The organism is Aequoribacter fuscus, assembly GCF_009910365.1.
Lineage (GTDB): Bacteria > Pseudomonadota > Gammaproteobacteria > Pseudomonadales > Halieaceae > Aequoribacter > Aequoribacter fuscus.
In genome coordinates, this window is record NZ_CP036423.1 from 2,506,900 (window position 1) to 2,524,448 (window position 17,549).

16 protein-coding genes are annotated in these 17,549 nt (G+C 52.8%); 5 read left to right on the forward strand and 11 right to left on the reverse strand.

What is annotated here, in order from left to right:
* Positions 1–15: 15 nt before the first annotated feature.
* From EYZ66_RS11295 to EYZ66_RS11340, 10 genes are all read right to left on the reverse strand, one after another.
* Positions 16–1,587: a class I adenylate-forming enzyme family protein gene (locus EYZ66_RS11295; RefSeq protein WP_040816464.1), complete on the reverse strand. Its 1,572-nt coding sequence runs from the start codon at positions 1,585–1,587 to the stop codon at positions 16–18.
* A 74-nt stretch (positions 1,588–1,661) separates the two neighbouring features.
* Positions 1,662–3,962, reverse strand: a complete 2,301-nt coding sequence (locus EYZ66_RS11300; protein WP_040816466.1) for a TonB-dependent receptor — start codon at positions 3,960–3,962, stop codon at positions 1,662–1,664.
* A 233-nt stretch (positions 3,963–4,195) separates the two neighbouring features.
* Entirely contained in the window at positions 4,196–5,944 is a 1,749-nt protein-coding gene (locus tag EYZ66_RS11305; RefSeq protein ID WP_160195675.1) for an N-acyl-D-amino-acid deacylase family protein, read from the reverse strand.
* 66 nt (positions 5,945–6,010) lie between these two features.
* Entirely contained in the window at positions 6,011–7,522 is a 1,512-nt protein-coding gene (locus EYZ66_RS11310) for an amidase (RefSeq protein WP_009577272.1), read from the reverse strand.
* Positions 7,523–7,650: 128 nt separating this feature from the next.
* The gene (locus tag EYZ66_RS11315; protein WP_009577273.1) at positions 7,651–8,007 is read right to left on the reverse strand and encodes a PilZ domain-containing protein; all 357 of its coding nucleotides are present in this window, start codon (positions 8,005–8,007) and stop codon (positions 7,651–7,653) included.
* A gap of 103 nt (positions 8,008–8,110) precedes the next feature.
* Positions 8,111–9,778, reverse strand: coding sequence for an energy-dependent translational throttle protein EttA (gene ettA / locus EYZ66_RS11320; RefSeq protein ID WP_009577274.1), 1,668 nt, complete (start codon positions 9,776–9,778; stop codon positions 8,111–8,113).
* Positions 9,779–9,974: 196 nt separating this feature from the next.
* Positions 9,975–11,126 (reverse strand): succinylglutamate desuccinylase/aspartoacylase family protein, encoded by a 1,152-nt coding sequence (locus tag EYZ66_RS11325; protein ID WP_009577275.1) that lies wholly within the window; start codon positions 11,124–11,126, stop codon positions 9,975–9,977.
* Positions 11,127–11,171: 45 nt separating this feature from the next.
* Positions 11,172–12,077, reverse strand: coding sequence for a 30S ribosomal protein S6--L-glutamate ligase (gene rimK, locus EYZ66_RS11330; protein WP_009577276.1), 906 nt, complete (start codon positions 12,075–12,077; stop codon positions 11,172–11,174).
* Between the two features lie 232 nt (positions 12,078–12,309).
* A complete protein-coding gene (locus EYZ66_RS11335) occupies positions 12,310–12,594 on the reverse strand; it encodes a type II toxin-antitoxin system RelE/ParE family toxin (RefSeq protein ID WP_009577277.1) in 285 nt (94 codons plus the stop codon).
* A 1-nt stretch (position 12,595) separates the two neighbouring features.
* Entirely contained in the window at positions 12,596–13,030 is a 435-nt protein-coding gene (locus tag EYZ66_RS11340) for a type II toxin-antitoxin system RelB/DinJ family antitoxin (RefSeq protein ID WP_280525408.1), read from the reverse strand.
* Positions 13,031–13,511: 481 nt separating this feature from the next.
* Here EYZ66_RS11340 and EYZ66_RS11345 point away from each other — a divergent pair, with 481 nt between their 5' ends.
* The 5 genes from EYZ66_RS11345 (at position 13,512) to EYZ66_RS11365 (ending at position 17,121) form a co-directional block, all read left to right on the forward strand.
* Positions 13,512–13,946 carry an ATP-dependent zinc protease family protein gene (locus EYZ66_RS11345; protein WP_009577056.1) on the forward strand — a complete coding sequence of 145 codons (435 nt, stop codon included), beginning with the start codon at positions 13,512–13,514 and terminating at the stop codon, positions 13,944–13,946.
* A 118-nt stretch (positions 13,947–14,064) separates the two neighbouring features.
* Positions 14,065–15,327 (forward strand): serine hydroxymethyltransferase, encoded by a 1,263-nt coding sequence (gene glyA / locus EYZ66_RS11350; RefSeq protein WP_009577054.1) that lies wholly within the window; start codon positions 14,065–14,067, stop codon positions 15,325–15,327.
* A gap of 117 nt (positions 15,328–15,444) precedes the next feature.
* Positions 15,445–15,924 (forward strand): phosphatidylglycerophosphatase A family protein, encoded by a 480-nt coding sequence (locus EYZ66_RS11355; protein WP_009577052.1) that lies wholly within the window; start codon positions 15,445–15,447, stop codon positions 15,922–15,924.
* A gap of 69 nt (positions 15,925–15,993) precedes the next feature.
* Complete coding sequence (gene ribA, locus EYZ66_RS11360; RefSeq protein WP_040817686.1) at positions 15,994–16,587, forward strand: GTP cyclohydrolase II; 594 nt, start codon at positions 15,994–15,996, stop codon at positions 16,585–16,587.
* Between the two features lie 6 nt (positions 16,588–16,593).
* Positions 16,594–17,121 carry a DUF1415 domain-containing protein gene (locus EYZ66_RS11365; RefSeq protein WP_009577050.1) on the forward strand — a complete coding sequence of 176 codons (528 nt, stop codon included), beginning with the start codon at positions 16,594–16,596 and terminating at the stop codon, positions 17,119–17,121.
* 54 nt (positions 17,122–17,175) lie between these two features.
* Here EYZ66_RS11365 and EYZ66_RS11370 read toward each other — a convergent pair whose 3' ends face one another.
* Entirely contained in the window at positions 17,176–17,532 is a 357-nt protein-coding gene (locus EYZ66_RS11370; RefSeq protein WP_009577049.1) for a hypothetical protein, read from the reverse strand.
* Between the last annotated feature and the right edge of the window lie 17 nt (positions 17,533–17,549).

The following is a 17,549-nucleotide window of genomic DNA, read 5'->3' on the forward strand; positions in this document are numbered from 1 at the left end:
ATAGGAATGGACCTGTCAGTACGACAAGTGCTTGAATTGCTCGCGCAGCTCGCGCTTAAGAATTTTGCCATTCGGGTTGCGCGGTAACTCATCCAGCACAACCACGTCGGCAATACGCTGCTGCTTACCCAAGCGCTCGTTGGCAAACCCACGTATTGCCGCACGGCAGTCATCACAGACCGTGACACCCGGCATCGGCACCACCAATGCGATGGGCGTTTCGCCCCAGCGCTCGCTCGGCGCACCAATAACGGCAACGTCGTACACCATCTCGTGCAACGCAACCACCGCCTCAATGTCTTGGGGGTAGATGTTCTGACCACCCGATAAGATCATGTCTTTCTTGCGATCGACAATGTACAAAAAACCTTCGTCATCAAGCTGACCAATATCGCCCGAGCGCAACCACTGCTGCCCATTGACGTCGATGTATTCGGACTCTTGGCTCGCTTCGGCGCGATTGAGATAGCCTGGCATGGTGATTCGACCGCGCGATACGATCTCCCCTGACACTCCAGCGGATACGAACTGATCCTCGTCATCAATAATCGCAATGTCAGTACCAATTAACGGCCGCCCCACAGACGACCAACGCCCTTCAGCATCCTCCGGATCAAGCGTTGTGATGATGCCCTCGGTCAAACCGTAGAGCTCGATGATACCGCAGGGAAAGGCCTCGAAAATACGTCGCTTCAGCGGCTCGCGCAGCGGTGATCCAGCACTCATCATGGCCGTCATCGAAGTGACATCGCGCGGGCTCGTCAGCTGCAAATCGGTGACTCGCTGAAACTGAATCGGTACCATGGCCGTGTGCGTGATGCGCTCATGCTCAACCGTATCAAGAAACGCAGCCTCATCGAACTTCTCATGTACAACCAGAGTTCCGCCCGCTAACAACGTAGCCAGCATCGATACCCAAGAGATATTCGAATACAGCCCAATAGTAAATAAACTTTTCGCCGCCCCGTGATATCTGAGCGCAATCGCCAAATCGTAAGCCCAGTCTCGACGGCCACGGTGTGTATGCACAATCCCCTTGGGCACACCGGTAGTGCCAGACGAGTAAATCACATTGAGTATAGCGTCGTCTTCAATATCAACATTGGGTACCGTATCCGCGGCCTTGCCGACAAAGTCAGCCCATTGTGTCCAGCCGACTACCGACGACGTGCCGGTCGTAACACGCACGGATAAGCTCGAGGGCAACCGCCCTTGTAAGCGTAACAACCGCTCGAACTGGTCACTGGTGACGACCAGAGCAACAGTCTTAGCATCGATGAGCATGTTGACTAAGGCATCGTCGCTGACCGACAAGTTTATGGGCACCGAGACGGCACCTGCACTCATGCAACCAAGCAAAGCGTGAACCATCTCTGCACCGTTACTCATCACAATGCCAACAGTGTCACCCACTTGCACACCCGAGTGGATCAAGGCATTAGCAAAGCGATGAGTCGAGCACATCATCTCTGGCCAAGTTTCTCGCAGCTCTCCCGCGATCAGCGCGGGCTTACCCACCTGCCATTTCCCATGCAACGCAAAAATTTCAGGTAGCAAAGGGCTAGGAGATTCAAATCCCCGAAACATAACACACCTCTATGTTTGGAATGAGCCTGAAGAGCGAGCGCCCCTCAGGCTTCGTCACTTTAGATACCGCCAGACTAGAAACGGTAGCCGAAGTTCAGATGCACGGTGCGTGGGTCACCGTAGTAGCTCACAAGCGTTTGGTCACCGCCTAAGCCGGGCAAGTAGCTGCCATCGGCAGCAACACCGACAAAGTTATAACCACCGACCATATACTCTTCATCGGTGGCGTTCTTCACGTACAAACCGCCGTAGACATCACCGTTGGGGCTCTCCCAGGTTAGTCCTAGGTTCACCATCCCGTAGCCATCTTGCGCTAACAGATCGGAATCTTCGAACAGGATGTAGTCGTCGCGGTAGTAGTAATTAGCGCGCGCAGTGAAGTTACCCATGGCGGTATCGAAGTAGTAGGTTGCACCCACGTTTAGGGTGTAATCTGGGGTATTCGACAAGCCTACCAAAGGTGCTGCGATGGTTGGATCATTTTCGATTTTGCCATCCAAAATACCCAAGGCCACATCGATACTTAGAGCGTCACTTGCCGCCCAAACGATCTCTGCTTCCAGACCATCAACTGTCGAACCCTTGATGTTACCCAAGTTTTGGTTCAAAGCTGTTGGATCATTTGGATCGGGCGTTACCGTGATGTACTGGCGATCTTGGTGATCGATGGTAAATACCGTCACGTTGGTACGCAGCGACGCACCCCAATCTTTCTTAATGCCCACTTCCAGCGAGTCCACGATTTCAGGATCTGCCGCACGCTCGTTAATGGTGGCACGAGGGTTAAAGGTACCCGACTTAAATCCCTGACCGTAGCTAGCGTAGATCATGGTTTGATCATCCATTTGGTACTCGACACCAACGCGTGGCGTCACACGGCTCCAGTCTTCTGATTTGGGCGCATCTAACACGCCGTCGCCGTTGGTATCACGACCTAGCACTTGCGGGAATACAGCAGTGGCTGGGCGCACGTAGCCAGGAATCCAGCCGCTGCTGGGGTATACGTTGCTCAGATTAACCCCATTCTTTACAAAGGCTTCTTTCTCTTCCTCGGTGTAACGCGCACCAATCGTCACCGACCACTGGTCATTCAATTCGATCGAGCTTTGCGCATACACAGCGGTCGATTTGCTGTTGTTGCAGCCAGTTACTTCTCGGGTTAAACCGGTTGCACCAAGGGCGCCATAAGCCGCACGGCCCAAGAACCCGAGAATTGCGTCGAAGTGGCCGCACGACTCACCGTCATAGTTATAAATACCACCTACGACTGAATAACCTTCTTTGGCGTAGCTAAACTGCACTTCGTGGCTGGTGTTTTCATCGTCATAAAACGCCGGTACGTCAAAAATATCTAAGGGCGTGTTATCGAAGTCGATGTTGGTATCTGAGTAGCTCTCGCGCGACGCACCAATGTACTTAACGGTTAGCTCGTCTGATACATTCCATTCAGCCGTCAGACTAAAGCCTTTAAGCTCGACATAGTTATCGGTAGGCATCGACGTGTAAGAATCAAACACCGAGCCGGGAACAGGCGCATTGGTGAGCAAACTTGGCAACAAGCGGTAGCCGCCTTTCGCGTTTGAATCGTCCTCTGTTTGATCATAGGCGAGTTGTATGAACAGGTTATCTGTTGGGGTCAATTCCAAGGTCGCACGCATTGCGGTCAGATCTTTGTTGTAGTTCTCTGGGTCTTGATAGCCCATGCTATCAGCGATGATCAAGTACTCTCCAAAACCGTCTCTCGACAAATCCGCGTAGCCCAAGCCCAGATAAGCCTTATCTTTCACTAAGGGCAATTCAGCCGTTAATTTCAAATCCTGCTGACCATAAGAACCCACGGTCACATCCACCTGCGCGTTGGCGTCACCTGACATACGTTTGGTGACATATTTCACGGCGCCGCCAATGGTATTTTTGCCGTACAGTGTACCCTGAGGTCCGCGCAGGACTTCGATACGCTCAACGTTTAACAAATCCAGCACAGCACCTTGAGGGCGCGCCATGTACACGTCATCGATATAAATACCGACGCCGGGCTCGTAGCCCCACAGTGGATCTTGCTGACCGACACCACGAATAAACGCCGTCAGAGTCGAGTTGGTACCACGACTGTTCTGCAAGGTCGTGTTAGGCGAGAATTGTTGAACTTCAGTAAGCACCGAAACGCCTGCACTGTTTAAGGCTTCAGCGCCCAATGAGGTCACTGATACTGGAACTTCTTGTAGGTTCTCGGTGGTACGTCGGGCCGTAACTTCAACCACTTCGAGGGTTGCTTGACGCTTTTTCTCTGCGCCGCTTTGCGCAGTCGCTACCTGACCAGTGACTGCCAAGGTCACTGCTGTGGCCAATACAGACAACTTCATTCGCGTGTTCATGACTCCATCCTCACTCGTTATGTTTATGGTTCGCTTTCAACACTTGTTGAAACTGCCATCCACATTAATTCAACAATTGTTGAAGTGTCAAGAGGTGAAAGATAGATTTTCGTTACGAAAACGAATCAGCACACCCACATCGAGTGCTGTAAGTATCAAGACAATCCCAAAAAAATAAGAAGGTCTGCCGCCGTACACTGTTGCGTACGGCGCCGACCTAATGAAACGCTCGCTTAGCCAGAGGCTGAATGTAACTCAGAGTGCGCAAGAACTTGAGGTCCGCGGATCAAACCACCCGGCGTTGGGCCTTGCATTACGCCATCCCTGAAGGTCACCGCTCCCGACTTAATGGTAGCGACGTAGCCGTCCGCTTTTTGCAACAAACGCTTGCCGCCGGCGGGCAAATCGGCGGCGACCCAGGGTTCACCCAACTTGATTGCATCCAGATCAATAATGTTTAAATCCGCCAAATAGCCTGGCTCGATAACACCTCGATCATTCAGGCCATAAAGACGCGCCGTGTCTCGGCACTGACGCTGCACTGCATACTCCAACGATAATCGCCGACCCTGACGATCTCGCACCCAGTGCTGCAACATGTAGGTGGAAGCTGCGGCATCGCAAATCGTGCCGCAGTGGGCACCACCATCAGACAAGGAGTTTACGCAGTCATCTGAATGCAAAGGGTCCTCTAGGAAATTGTAGTTACCATCGGCCCAGTTAAGTAAGGGAAAATAAATAAATCCTGTCCCCTCGTTGCTGAGCAGCAAATCATACGCGTATTCTGCTGGCGCCACACCCGCAGCGCTGGCCAAGGACTCAATCGATTCGTCGGCGGTAGGCTCGTAGTTAAAACCTGGCCCCATGGCGTACAGCATGTTAAAGGCCGACGACATCATCTCGATAATAATCTGCAAATCTGGGTCCAGTATTTCATTGGGCTCGGCAATTAAACGAGCGCGAAATTCGGGGTCGTTCAGTGCTGCCCATTGTTCTGCCCAGGGTTTGTCTGCAATCGCCATCCAGCTCGCCTTCGCAGTAAAGGGGTGCAGACTCGCCTGAAAACCTAAAATCAAACCCGTGGCACGCATCGATACCTGGGCTAAAATATTGGCGCCTTTGGCATTTTCCTCTCGCATATTTTTCAGCATGTCGTCGAAGGGCATGGCTTTGATCGGCGACTGTAACGCGGTATAGGTCACCGGTACGCCGTACTCTCGACTCAACTTACCCATCCAGCCGAACTCATCCCATTCGGGCACCAAGTCGCTCGACAACTCAAACACGCCGTGCCCAACGCGACCCATGGCGGCGCCAATCGCGAGCAGCTCTTCTTTGGTTGCCGTGGTACCTGGCACCAATTCTTTTTCAATGGATTTATGCAGCACTGTACGCGACGTCGAGAAACCCAATGCGCCGGCCTTTAAACCATCTTCCACAATGGCAGCCATACGGGCGATATCAGTTTCGGTGGGGTCCTCATTACGGGCACCGCGATCACCCATCACGTAAGCACGTACCGAGCCGTGTGGTACTTGTGCGGCCACGTCAATGGTGCGAGGCAAGGCCTCGAGTGCGTCCATGTATTCCGGAAAGGTCTCCCAGTTCCAGCTCATGCCTTCAGCCAAAGCCGACCCCGGAATATCTTCAACGCCTTCCATTAAACCGATAAGCCATTCGTGCCGAGAAGGTTCAGCAGGTGCAAAGCCCACTCCGCAGTTACCCATAACAACGGTAGTGACACCATGCCACGATGAAGGCGCCATCTCTTGATCCCAAGTCGCTTGGCCGTCGTAATGCGTGTGGATGTCAACAAAACCCGGGGTGACTATTTTGCCGGTCGCATCAATTTCTTGGACCCCGCGATCGAGTCCTTGCCCGACGGCAACGATCTTATCGCCCTGCACCGCCACATCGGCCTGCCGCGGAGTACCGCCATTACCGTCGACCACCGTACCACCACGAACCACTAAATCGTACATTACTGACCTCTTATTATTTGCTTAACGCCGTTTAGTTAGAGTGCTAAAGCACCGCGAGGTTGTCAATTAAATCGTTGGCACTTTATTAAACCAAGGCTGCGCCTGCTCGAGCTGACCGGCGAGGGAATACAATAAACCCTCGTTGCCGAAATCGGCGGCAAACATGGTGCCGATGGGCAGACCTGCGTCGGTCCAATATAAAGGTACCGACATTGCGGGCGCGCCGGTCGCATTAAACAACATGGTAAAAGCCGAGTAACTCACGACGTCCATTTCGTACCCCTTGTCCATACGTGTCAGGGCAAGCTTACCCAAATCCAAAGGTGGATTTGCCAGCGTCGGCGACAGCAAGACATCGAACCGTTCGTGTAGACCACTCACATGGCGGCCTATTCGGTGAATGGTTTGCACCGCCTCGTGGTAATCCGAGGCTTTGTTGTTCAGCGCCGCTTGATAACGCAACCAAATCAAGGGCTCTAGATCGTCTTCAGTCACTTGACGCTCAAGAACATGTTCTCGCGCTTTGACTTTTGCCACTGTACCTGCCGCCATAATTTGAGCAGTCGAACCATAAAACTCGCGCGGGTCAATACCCAAGGCCACGGGCTCAACACTGTGACCGAGATTCTCGCAAAGCTTGGCGGTGTGCATCACCGCCGCTATGCAATCGGCATGCACGGGTGTTTGCGACACCGGTGTCGTGACCAAACCAATGCGCAGTTTCTGGGGCATCTCGCCAACAAAACGAGCGAACGAGTGCTTGGGACTTTGCGGGCCACCTGCTGCACCCGCTTCTGCGCCGGCGGTTGCATCTAACAACGCCGCGCTATCGCGCACGGAGCGAGAAACACAGTGGGTAACGCTCATCCATGCGTGAATGGCTTTGGGCCCATGAGGCGTTCGGGCACGGCTAGGCTTCATCCCGAAAAGCCCACAACAGGACGCTGGTATTCGAATCGAGCCACCCCCATCGGTCGCATTCGCCAAAGGCAGGATACCCGCAGCCACGGCGGCCGCAGACCCGCCAGATGAACCACCCGTCGTCTTTGTTAAATCCCAAGGGTTGCGGGTATCGCCAAATAAAATCGATTCGGTTGTGGCCGTACCGCCAAACTCAGGACTGGCACTTTTCCCCATCATCAAAAAGCCAGCGTTAAGATAGCGCTGCACCACGGTATCGGTATAGGCGGCAATCTGATCTTTAAAAAAGCGCGAGCCTTCGGTGGTTTTGGTGCCCTCTAGCATTAAACCCAAGTCTTTCAACAAAAACGGCACACCCGCGAAAGGGCCCTCGGGTAAACCGTTCTTAATTTGGTTACGCGCGTAATCGTATAGAGGCTCGACAATGGCGTTAATGCTGGGATTTACCGCCTCGGCACGGGCAATCGCCGTTTCCAACACTTCCGTTGCGCTAAAGTCTTTCCGCCGAATGCCTTCTGCTAACGCTAAGGCGTCCAACGAGCGATAATCACTCAAACTGATCGGGGTGCGGCTAGCCCAGCTTAGACTGGAGGCACTTGCCGCCATCGAGGCAGCAGCAACGCTTAAATTTAGAAATGAACGGCGCGAAAGTGGCATTGTAGCTCTCCTTTTTTTGAGGGCTACAATGCGTGAAAAAAAATCCAGGGTAAACGTCTGATTGGCTTATACGAACTCGTACAGGCCTACCTTTGAAGACGCCTAAGCGACAATTGCAGAAGGCGAGATTAAAGAGTAAGCGCCTCTTGATCCAATATCGCAGGGTTATCGATTTTTGGCTCCATCAAACCACGCACGGCCTCGAGCGTTGCAGGATCGAGATGCTCGACCGCGAAACCGAGTTGCGAACGGCCGGCATGCTGAAGATAGGCGTGCAACTCGAGGTTGCCTTGCTCAGTCTCTAGCAAAATAGTAAACGGCTCGTTGTACTGAGCATCAAAATTTGGCGGCTCATCTATCGCTAGCCCCGTTAGAGACAGGTTCACCAAGGTACGGTGCCACACCGACGCGCCTTGCCGAATTTCCACGGGCAGTTCAATCGGGACACGCGTATAGCGGCGACGATCTGATTCATGCTCGGTCATGTTTAGCTCCGACAATCTGTTTCATTTAATATTGCAACAGCTAAGCCATGACCGCAATGCTAAATTACGGCATCTACCGCAAACTCACCCAGCTTGGGTAGGTTTAATCCTTTAATTTACGGTATTTCACACGCTGTGGCGCCTGTGCCTGAGCACCCAAACGCTTTTGGCGGTCTTCTTCGTAATCGGTGTAGTTACCCTCATGGAATACCACTCCACCATCGTCTTCGTAAGCCAAGATGTGGGTTGCCACTCGGTCTAAGAACCAGCGATCGTGCGAAATCACCATTGCACTACCGGGGAAAGCCAGCACGGCTTCCTCTAATGCGCGCAAAGTTTCGACGTCCAAGTCGTTGGTCGGCTCGTCGAGTAACAACACGTTCGCGCCCTGCTTAAGCAGCTTGGCCAAGTGCAAACGGTTGCGCTCGCCACCCGACAGATCTTTCACGAACTTTTGCTGGTCGCTGCCTTTAAAGTTAAAGCGACCGACATAAGAGCGTGAATTAGTCTCGTAGGTGCCAATGCGCATCACGTCTAAACCGTCGGAGATTTCTTCCCAGACGGTTTTGTTGCCCTCGAGGTCATCACGCGACTGATCGACGTAGGCAATCTGAACGGTTTCACCCACTTCAATTTCGCCACCATCAGGCTGCTCAAGACCTACCAGCATCTTGAATAACGTCGACTTACCCATACCGTTGGCACCGATAATACCGACAATACTGCCTTTAGGTACCACAAAGGACACATCATCAAATAACAGCCGGTCACCAAAGGTTTTGCGCAGATTGCGCACTTCGATCACCTTATCACCCAAGCGGGGACCGGGTGGAATATAGATCTCGTTGGTTTCGTTGCGCGTCTGAAACTCTTGTGACTGCAATTCATCAAAGCGCGCCAAACGCGCCTTGCTCTTGCTTTGGCGCCCCTTAGCGTTGCTGCGTACCCACTCCAATTCCGCCTTGATGGCTTTTTGGTGCGAGGCTTCTTGACGCTTCTCTTGCTCGAGGCGCTTTTCTTTGGCTTCAAGCCAATCCGAATAGTTGCCCTCGTAAGGAATGCCGCGACCGCGGTCGAGCTCTAAGATCCAACCGGCGGCGTTATCCAAGAAATAACGATCGTGAGTAATCGCTACAACTGTTCCGGGGAAATCGTGTAGGAAGCGCTCGAGCCAGGCCACACTTTCAGCATCCAAATGGTTGGTGGGCTCGTCTAACAACAACATATCGGGCTTGGACAACAACAAACGACACAAGGCTACACGACGGCGCTCACCACCCGACAGCGTCGTAACATCTGCATCCCAAGCGGGCAAGCGCAGCGCATCGGCCGCGACCTCTAAGGTGTGGTCAATGTTATGGGCGTCGGTCGCCTGAATAATGTCCTCTAACTGCGCCTGCTTTTTCGCCAGCGCGTCGAAGTCAGCATCGGGCTCAGCATAGGCTGCATAGACTTTATCAAGCTCGGCTAGGGCATCGATGGCGTCCTGTACGCCCTCTTCGACATTGCCGCGCACCGTCTTGTTCGGGTCAAGCTGCGGCTCCTGCGGCAGGTACCCAATTTTAATACCGGGCTGAGGGCGAGCTTCGCCTAAGATGTCGGTATCTAAACCCGCCATGATTTTGAGCAAGGTCGATTTTCCAGAGCCGTTTAAACCTAACACACCAATTTTGGCGCCTGGGAAAAACGACAAGGAAATATCTTCAAGAATTTTGCGTTTGGGCGGAACAATCTTGCCCACGCGGTTCATTGTGTATACGTACTGCGCCATAGAAACAACCTGATACCATTCGTTAACAAAAATAACCTTACACAAGGCCGAGGTAGACTGCCTCAGTGACACCGTTGCGGGAGTCTTGCCTCAAAAGTCGTTGCAGAATTATCGCATACCATCCGCAAGTTTCACACGTGCTCTGGGGTATGCGTTAGCCTAATAGATACTTATTCGTTAAACTCGGACTCGATGCTTAAAGAGCAATTGCTGGCTCTTGGGCCACCTCCAACGGACTCTCTGACTCGGGCGCATAAATCTCTGTAAACGCCTCTAGCTTCCAGTCGTTTTCTGAACTGACTTGAGCAATGTGAAACAACGCATCGCCTTCGTACGCGAGCGGCAAATTGGTCCTACCAATCACAATACCCGTTTGGTCCGCGACCACTGCGACTTCTTGTGTACCCAGAGGATCGGCAATAATACCAATCACTTGGCCTTCTTCGACCAACTCACCCAGCGAGACCAATACCCGCAGCACACCGCTATCCGGGGCGCGAACCCAAGCGGTTTTCTCACTGATCATAGGTGGTTTGGTTTTACCGCGACTTTTGCGCAGCATGCCAATGTGGCGCATGACATTCAAAATACCTTTAACACCGGCACGAATGTAAATTTCGTCAAAACGCAGGGCCTCACAGGACTCATACAGCAATACTGGCACACCTTTTTCGGCAGCCGCTTGGCGTAACGAGCCATCTCGAATTCGGGCGTTAATAGCAATGGGCGCACCAAAAGCATTGGTCATAGCCAGCGTTTCGGAGTCAAGCAGATTCGCACGAATTTGTGGAAAGTTACTACGATGGCGGGCGCCAGTGTGCAAATCGATACCGTGAGTGCAGTGCGCAACGATCTCGCTCATAAAGGTTTCGGCAATACGCGCCGCTAAGGACCCGCTCGCAGATCCCGGAAAGCTACGATTTAAATCACGTCCGTCGGGCAGTTCCCGGGTTTGATTCACGAATCCGTAAACATTGACGATAGGAATGGCAATTAAGGTACCGCGCAGTTTATCCAGCATGCGGCTCATTAACAGTCGCCGGATAATCTCTACCCCGTTAATCTCATCGCCATGAATAGCAGCACACACAAACAGGGTCGGACCAGGACGCTTGCCCCGCACCACGTTAATGTTCAAACTCAAGCTGTCTTGCGTGTAAACCGGGGCGACCGGGATGTTCACGATCTGACGCGTATTTGGGAGTATCTCGACTCCACCGATCACCATTGGCCCTGCCATCACTCTCCTTCTAAAAAGCACAGCGTGCTGTAAAGACAAGGTAAAACCTTCTTTTAACCCTTCGCGCTCTGCGGCGAGTTGGGGCGCGATACTGACATCTGCTAGCACGCGACCTATCCAGAACGCTGCTATTGTATATCGAACGCGATGTCTCTAACCCTTAGCATGTCCACGCAGAGTTAAAGGCTTGGCGTGCTCTTCGACAAACCGGATAATCTTATTCGCAACATTAATACCAGTCGATTCCTCGATACCGCGCAAGCCGGGCGATGAATTGACCTCCATCACCAAGGGCCCGCGCGCACTGCGAAGAATATCCACCCCTGCTACGTGTAAGCTCATCGCTTGCGCCGCTTTAATCGCGGTGCGTCGCTCGGTAGGCGTTAGCTTCGTGACCTCAGCCGAACCGCCGCGATGCAGGTTGGAACGAAACTCACCGCTTTGCGCTGTACGCTCCATGGCGGCCACGACTTTACGTCCAATCACAAAACAGCGCACGTCAGAACCACCGGCTTCTTTGATAAACTCCTGCACCAGAAAATCGGCTTTAAGCTCACAAAAAGCATCGATCACCGACTCGGCGGCTTTTATGGTCTCGGCCAACACGACGCCTCGACCTTGCGTGCCCTCTAATAACTTAACCACCAAAGGCGCACCACCCACCAGCTTGATCAATTCACGCGTGTTGTGCACGTCATGCGCAAAACCCGTTTTCGGCATCCCAATTCCTTTGCGCGATAGGAGCTGCAGGGCGCGCAACTTCGAGCGAGAACGGCCCAAGGGAATTGACCCCGTCAAGCAATAAACGCCCATCATTTCGAACTGGCGAATGACAGCGGCACCATAAGTCGTCACTGAGGCACCAATGCGAGGTATGACAGCGTCGTAACCCTCGAGCTTTTCGCCCTCGTACCAAATGGCTGGATTGGAGCTCGTGATATCCATATAGCACTTCATGTGGTCGATAACGCGCACTTCATGATGGCGCGCTTGGGCCGCCTCGACTATGCGGCGAGTGCTGTACAAACGGGGGTTGCGGGACAGAATTGCGATCTTCATGTTTCTCTCTATTGGGTATACCCGAACACAGGTCGGGTGGGGTTGCTTGCGTCAACCGATGCTCGGCATTGTCGCATAGGACCTAGTTTTCACCTAGCGGCCCAAACGCGTGAATTTTGCGCTAAATCTCTGGACTAGGGCGCATGGCGAAGGCTGAGAGATAGATGCCTAGAACGTAAGGACTGTTTAGATACTCATCCACGTCCACCTCATCATTTATTCTGCTCGCGACCTAAACATCATCCGGCCAAATCTGCGCACTGTGGAGAATGCGAAGCACAACAACCGTATGTTCCGTCGACTTGTACACGGCGATGTAAGACGTTTTGTTGATTATGAGTTCTCGAGTTTCAGGAACTCGGCCAATACGACCTGAATCAGGAAACGTCGCCAGCAAACTGATCTGTTGCTCGATCTCGAGATCAATAGCTATTGCGGCTTGGGGTGACTCGTTGGCGACATAATCAAAAATCAGGTCTCGGTCCTCTAACGCAAACCGTGACCATTCAATTCGCACCTCAAATCTCGCGAGATTTTTCTGTCAACGCCTCGCGCTTTTTGCTGAAATGCTGACTGACTTCCTCATGACTGTAGGTTTGACTAGTATCATTCAGCGCTTCAATGACCTTTGCCTTAAACCACGCGTCATAAGCTTCAGGAGGGGCTGTCAGTCCCGCGGGAAGCGCGCCCTCCTTGGCCACTCGAGTTAACAAAATTCGGACGGCATCCGAAACCGTTAGACCCATGCTCTCGAGCACGGTGGTTGCTTGTTCTTTAACCGCAGCGTCTATTCGAGTTTGGATAAGTGCATTGGCAGCCATAGTCTCACCTCGCTTGTGATACCAACCAAATGTAATGCAAATGAATGACGCTTGCGAGTACAATTTTTCATCAATAGTGTCTAGACGGATACTTAGCCAAGCGGCTGCAGCCTGTTTCGCGCGGAGCGTCACGCGACGGGACCTTGTGTGCGCAGCGAGCGAAGGACGACCTCGCAGCGGTCCGCAGGAAATTGGCTGAGACGTTAAGTTGGATCGTTAAACGTTTATTCTTGAAAGATACTTTTCGCGCAACGACTCTTGATTCCTTTTGCGCGCGCCCTCTCGCTAATGGCGACGGCTCAAAAACTCGCACTCGCCTAACGGCTCGTGCTCAAACATTTTCGCCGACAGCCTCGCCAACCGCGCTCGGTCGAAGCAGCGCACTGAGTGTTCGCAAAACAAATCACGAGTCTGTGCGCTAGCTCTATACTAACGACCAGCAACCAGCAACCAGCGACCAGCAACCAGCAACCAGCAACCAGCAACCAGCAACCAGCAACCAGCAACCAGCAACCAGCAACCAGCAACCAGCAACCAGCAACCAGCAAAAATCAAACGTTGCCTAACTCACGTCAAGTCGCGATACTCTCAGTTTTGGAAACCGAGCAATAACATGCCCAAGGCAATTCAAGTAGGCTGGCGCGAATGGCTAGCATTGCCCGAACTGGGCATTGAACACATTAAAGCGAAGGTCGATACCGGCGCACGCACCAGTGCCTTGCACACTTTTTACATCGAGCCGTTTGAACGCAATGGCGAACCTTGGGTGCGTTTTGGCGTGCACCCGATTCAAAACGACCCCTCGACCGAGGTTCATTGCACCGCCCCAGTCAAAGATCAGCGCACAGTCAAAGACTCCGGTGGACATGCCGAGGAACGCTTTGTGATAGACACCGACATCACGCTGGGTAACCAGACCTTTAGTGCAGAACTCACACTCACCAACCGCGAGCGTATGCGCTTTAGAATGCTGCTCGGCCGTACCGCGCTGAAAGGCCGAGCCGTGGTTGTACCTGGCGAATCGTATTTGACATGGCAAGACGAGTAGAACAAGTGTGAAACATGCACGAAATGAGTGCAAAAAAGCGGTTATCTTCGCAAAGGCTTTGAGGTAAAATCGCGCCTTCTTTAAGCAGGCCGTCGCGCCCCCGAAACAGGAAGCCATCATGTTTGAATCCACGATGAACATCGCTGATTTTGATCCCGATTTATGGGTTGCTATTCAAGAAGAAGAGCAGCGCCAAGAAGATCACATTGAGCTTATTGCATCAGAAAACTATGCCAGCCCCCGCGTTATGCAGGCGCAGGGCACCAAACTGACCAACAAGTACGCAGAAGGCTACTCGGGTAAGCGTTACTACGGCGGTTGTGAGTTTGTGGATAAAGCGGAAGACCTAGCCATAGAGCGCGCCAAGGCTCTGTTTGGTGCAGCCTACGCTAACGTTCAGCCTCACTCTGGCTCACAGGCGAACTCAGCGGTATTTTTAGCCTTGGTTCAGCCAGGCGACACTATCTTGGGTATGAGCCTGGCGGACGGCGGTCACTTGACCCACGGCGCAAAACCTAACTTCTCGGGTAAAAACTACAACGCCATTCAGTACGGCTTGAATGCCGAGACTGGCGAAGTTGATTACGACCAAGTCGAAGCCTTAGCCTTGGAACACAAACCCAAAATGATTATTGCGGGGTTCTCGGCTTACTCTCGCGTTATGGATTGGGCACGTTTTCGTGAAATCGCCGATAAAGTTGGCGCTTACTTACTGGTCGACATGGCCCACATCGCGGGTCTTGTGGCGGCAGGCGTATACCCCAATCCCGTACCTTTCGCAGATGTTGTGACCTCGACCACGCACAAAACCCTACGCGGACCTCGTGGCGGCATTATCCTTGCGCGGGAAAACGAGGAGTTACACAAAAAGTTCAACTCTGCGGTATTTCCCGGCGGTCAGGGTGGCCCATTAATGCACGTGATCGCTGCTAAAGCCGTAAGCTTTTTAGAGGCTCAAAGCCCCGAGTTTGTGGATTACCAAAAGCAAGTCGTCGCCAACGCGCGCACGATGGCGGCAACGTTTATCTCACGTGGTTTCAAAATCGTTTCGGGCGGCACCGACAATCACTTGATGCTGGTTGATCTAATCGGCAAAGACTACACCGGCACCGATGCAGACGCAGCCTTGGGTGCGGCTAACATTACCGTGAACAAGAACGCAGTGCCCAACGACCCGCGCTCACCCTTCGTGACATCGGGCTTGCGTGTCGGCACACCTGCAATTACTACCCGCGGTTTTAAAGAAGGCGAGGTCACCAACCTCACGCATTGGATGTGTGACGTACTCGACTCACTCGATGCGGGCAACTCCGAGCAAGTGATCAACGACGTTAAAAGCAAAGTACTTGCGCTTTGCCGCGAGTTCCCTGTTTATCAATAAAGTCTTTCTACTCAGTAAAACAAAATGGCCGCATGCATCGCGTGCGGCTTTTTTTTGGCTATACCCTCCCTTCCAAATCAACGTACAATCTCGGCATCGAATTGCCGCGGTTACCGTATGAGCTTTAAACCCACCTTACAATTCACCCTAGAAAACCCCTGGCACTTTATTGCCTTGGGCTTTGGCTCGGGACTATCGCGCTGGGCTCCTGGCACCGCGGGTACACTTGCGGCAATGCCCCTCGCCATTGGAATAACGTATTTACCCTTGTGGTTATCGGGTTTAGTTATTTTGGCCACACTCGTCATTGGCACACATGCTTGTACCATCGCTTCTAGCGCAATGGGTGAACACGACAATGGCAGCATCGTCATTGACGAATTCGCGGGCGTATTCATCACTGTGTGGCTGCTTCCAGCCGAACCACTCTGGTGGATAGCGGGCTTTTTGGTGTTCCGGTTGATCGACATCGCCAAGCCATGGCCCATAAACTGGCTCGACAAACAAGTTAAGGGTGGCTGGGGTATTATGCTCGATGACGTTGTCGCGGGAGCCATGAGCGCCACAGCGCTTTTGCTGGCCGCCAACTGGTCATAAGGACGACATAATGTCGCCTTGGCGGGCTCAACCTGCTACACTTCGCGCTCTTTTTTGGAAGTGAACGCAGTGCCCGTTAAATTCATCGCTCAGTCTCGCCTACCCACACCACTTGGCGAGTTCATAATGCACGGTTTCGACGACCCCGATACGGGTAAGGAACACGTGGTATTGACGATGGGTGATGTGGGTGACGGTGAGCCTGTTCTTGCGCGCGTGCACTCTGAATGCCTCACGGGCGATGCGCTGTTCAGTCTTAGATGCGATTGTGGCAGCCAGCTGAATGCCGCCCTGACCGAGATCGCCAACAAAGGGCGCGGCGCCTTGTTTTATCTGCGCCAAGAAGGCCGAGGTATCGGCTTGATCAACAAAATCCGCGCCTACGCACTGCAAGACGAAGGTGCCGATACCGTAGAAGCTAACGAGCGCTTGGGTTTTGGCGCCGACATGCGCGACTACAGCTTGCTGCAGCCCATGTTCGAGCATCTGAACATCAAGTCCGTCATTCTTATGACCAACAACCCCAGAAAACTTGCCGCTCTCGAAGGCATGGGGGTCACAATCGCCGAACGTCAGCCAATTCATACTGGCAAGAATCCGCACAACGAAAAGTACCTGTCGACCAAAGCAGGTAAGCTTGGGCATCTGTTTCAAGACGCCTAATAGTTTATGAACACCGAAGTTAATGAGATTCAAGCCACCAAAACGTGGCTTGAGCAGTTTGTTATTGGGCTCAACTTATGCCCCTTTGCCGCTAAGCCCTTTCGAGAAGATCGTATCCACTATGCCCTGGAAGCCAGCGCCGAACCAACGCAGATAGCTGAGCGTTTAATCGACGAACTCGAGCGTTTGCAGACGTCACCAGAAATCGAAACAACCCTGCTGATCATACCCAATGCATTGGACGACTTTGACGTGTATTGGGATTTTGTTGAGGTCGCGGAATCCATCATCGAGCCACTGGGACTCATGGGCATTTTCCAAATTGCCAGCTTTCACCCCAAATACTGTTTTGAGGGTGTGGAAACGGATGACCCCGCGAACAGAACCAATCGATCGCCCTACCCCATGCTGCATTTGCTGCGCGAGCAGAGCTTAAGCGAGGCGATTGCGGCACACCCTAATGTGGCAGGAATACCTGAGCGGAATGTGGCTGTGTTGCGGGGGCTAAAGTCGAAGACTGGCGAAGCGACATAGAGTGATGGCCGAGTAGCGGTAGAATACTCATAGGGATATGTCTGCGCACATCAGTCACTTGTTCCAGAGCAGATCGTTCTTAATCGCGAAAGGGCACCTGGCCCAGTGATACACAGAGCCCGATACGACATCGGTCAGTGCCTGCGCGCCGAACTGAACCGTTTTTGACGCGACAGGTGAGGCCTCTTTGGCAAGTCCAAAATCTTGTGATGTCTGGGTTTTTAGCTCGCCTGCGGGTTGCGGGTTGAGCGATACTGTGGACGCTTCGCTGACCGTTCGCGCATGACGAATAGTAGGAGCTACCATCGGGTCCTGCGACGCATTGCCGCCGCAACCTGTCACACCCACCGCCAGCACAGTGCTTGCGCAAATCCAACGAGCCAAATCTACCTGACGTTTTATTATTTTCATTATTATCACCACACCTA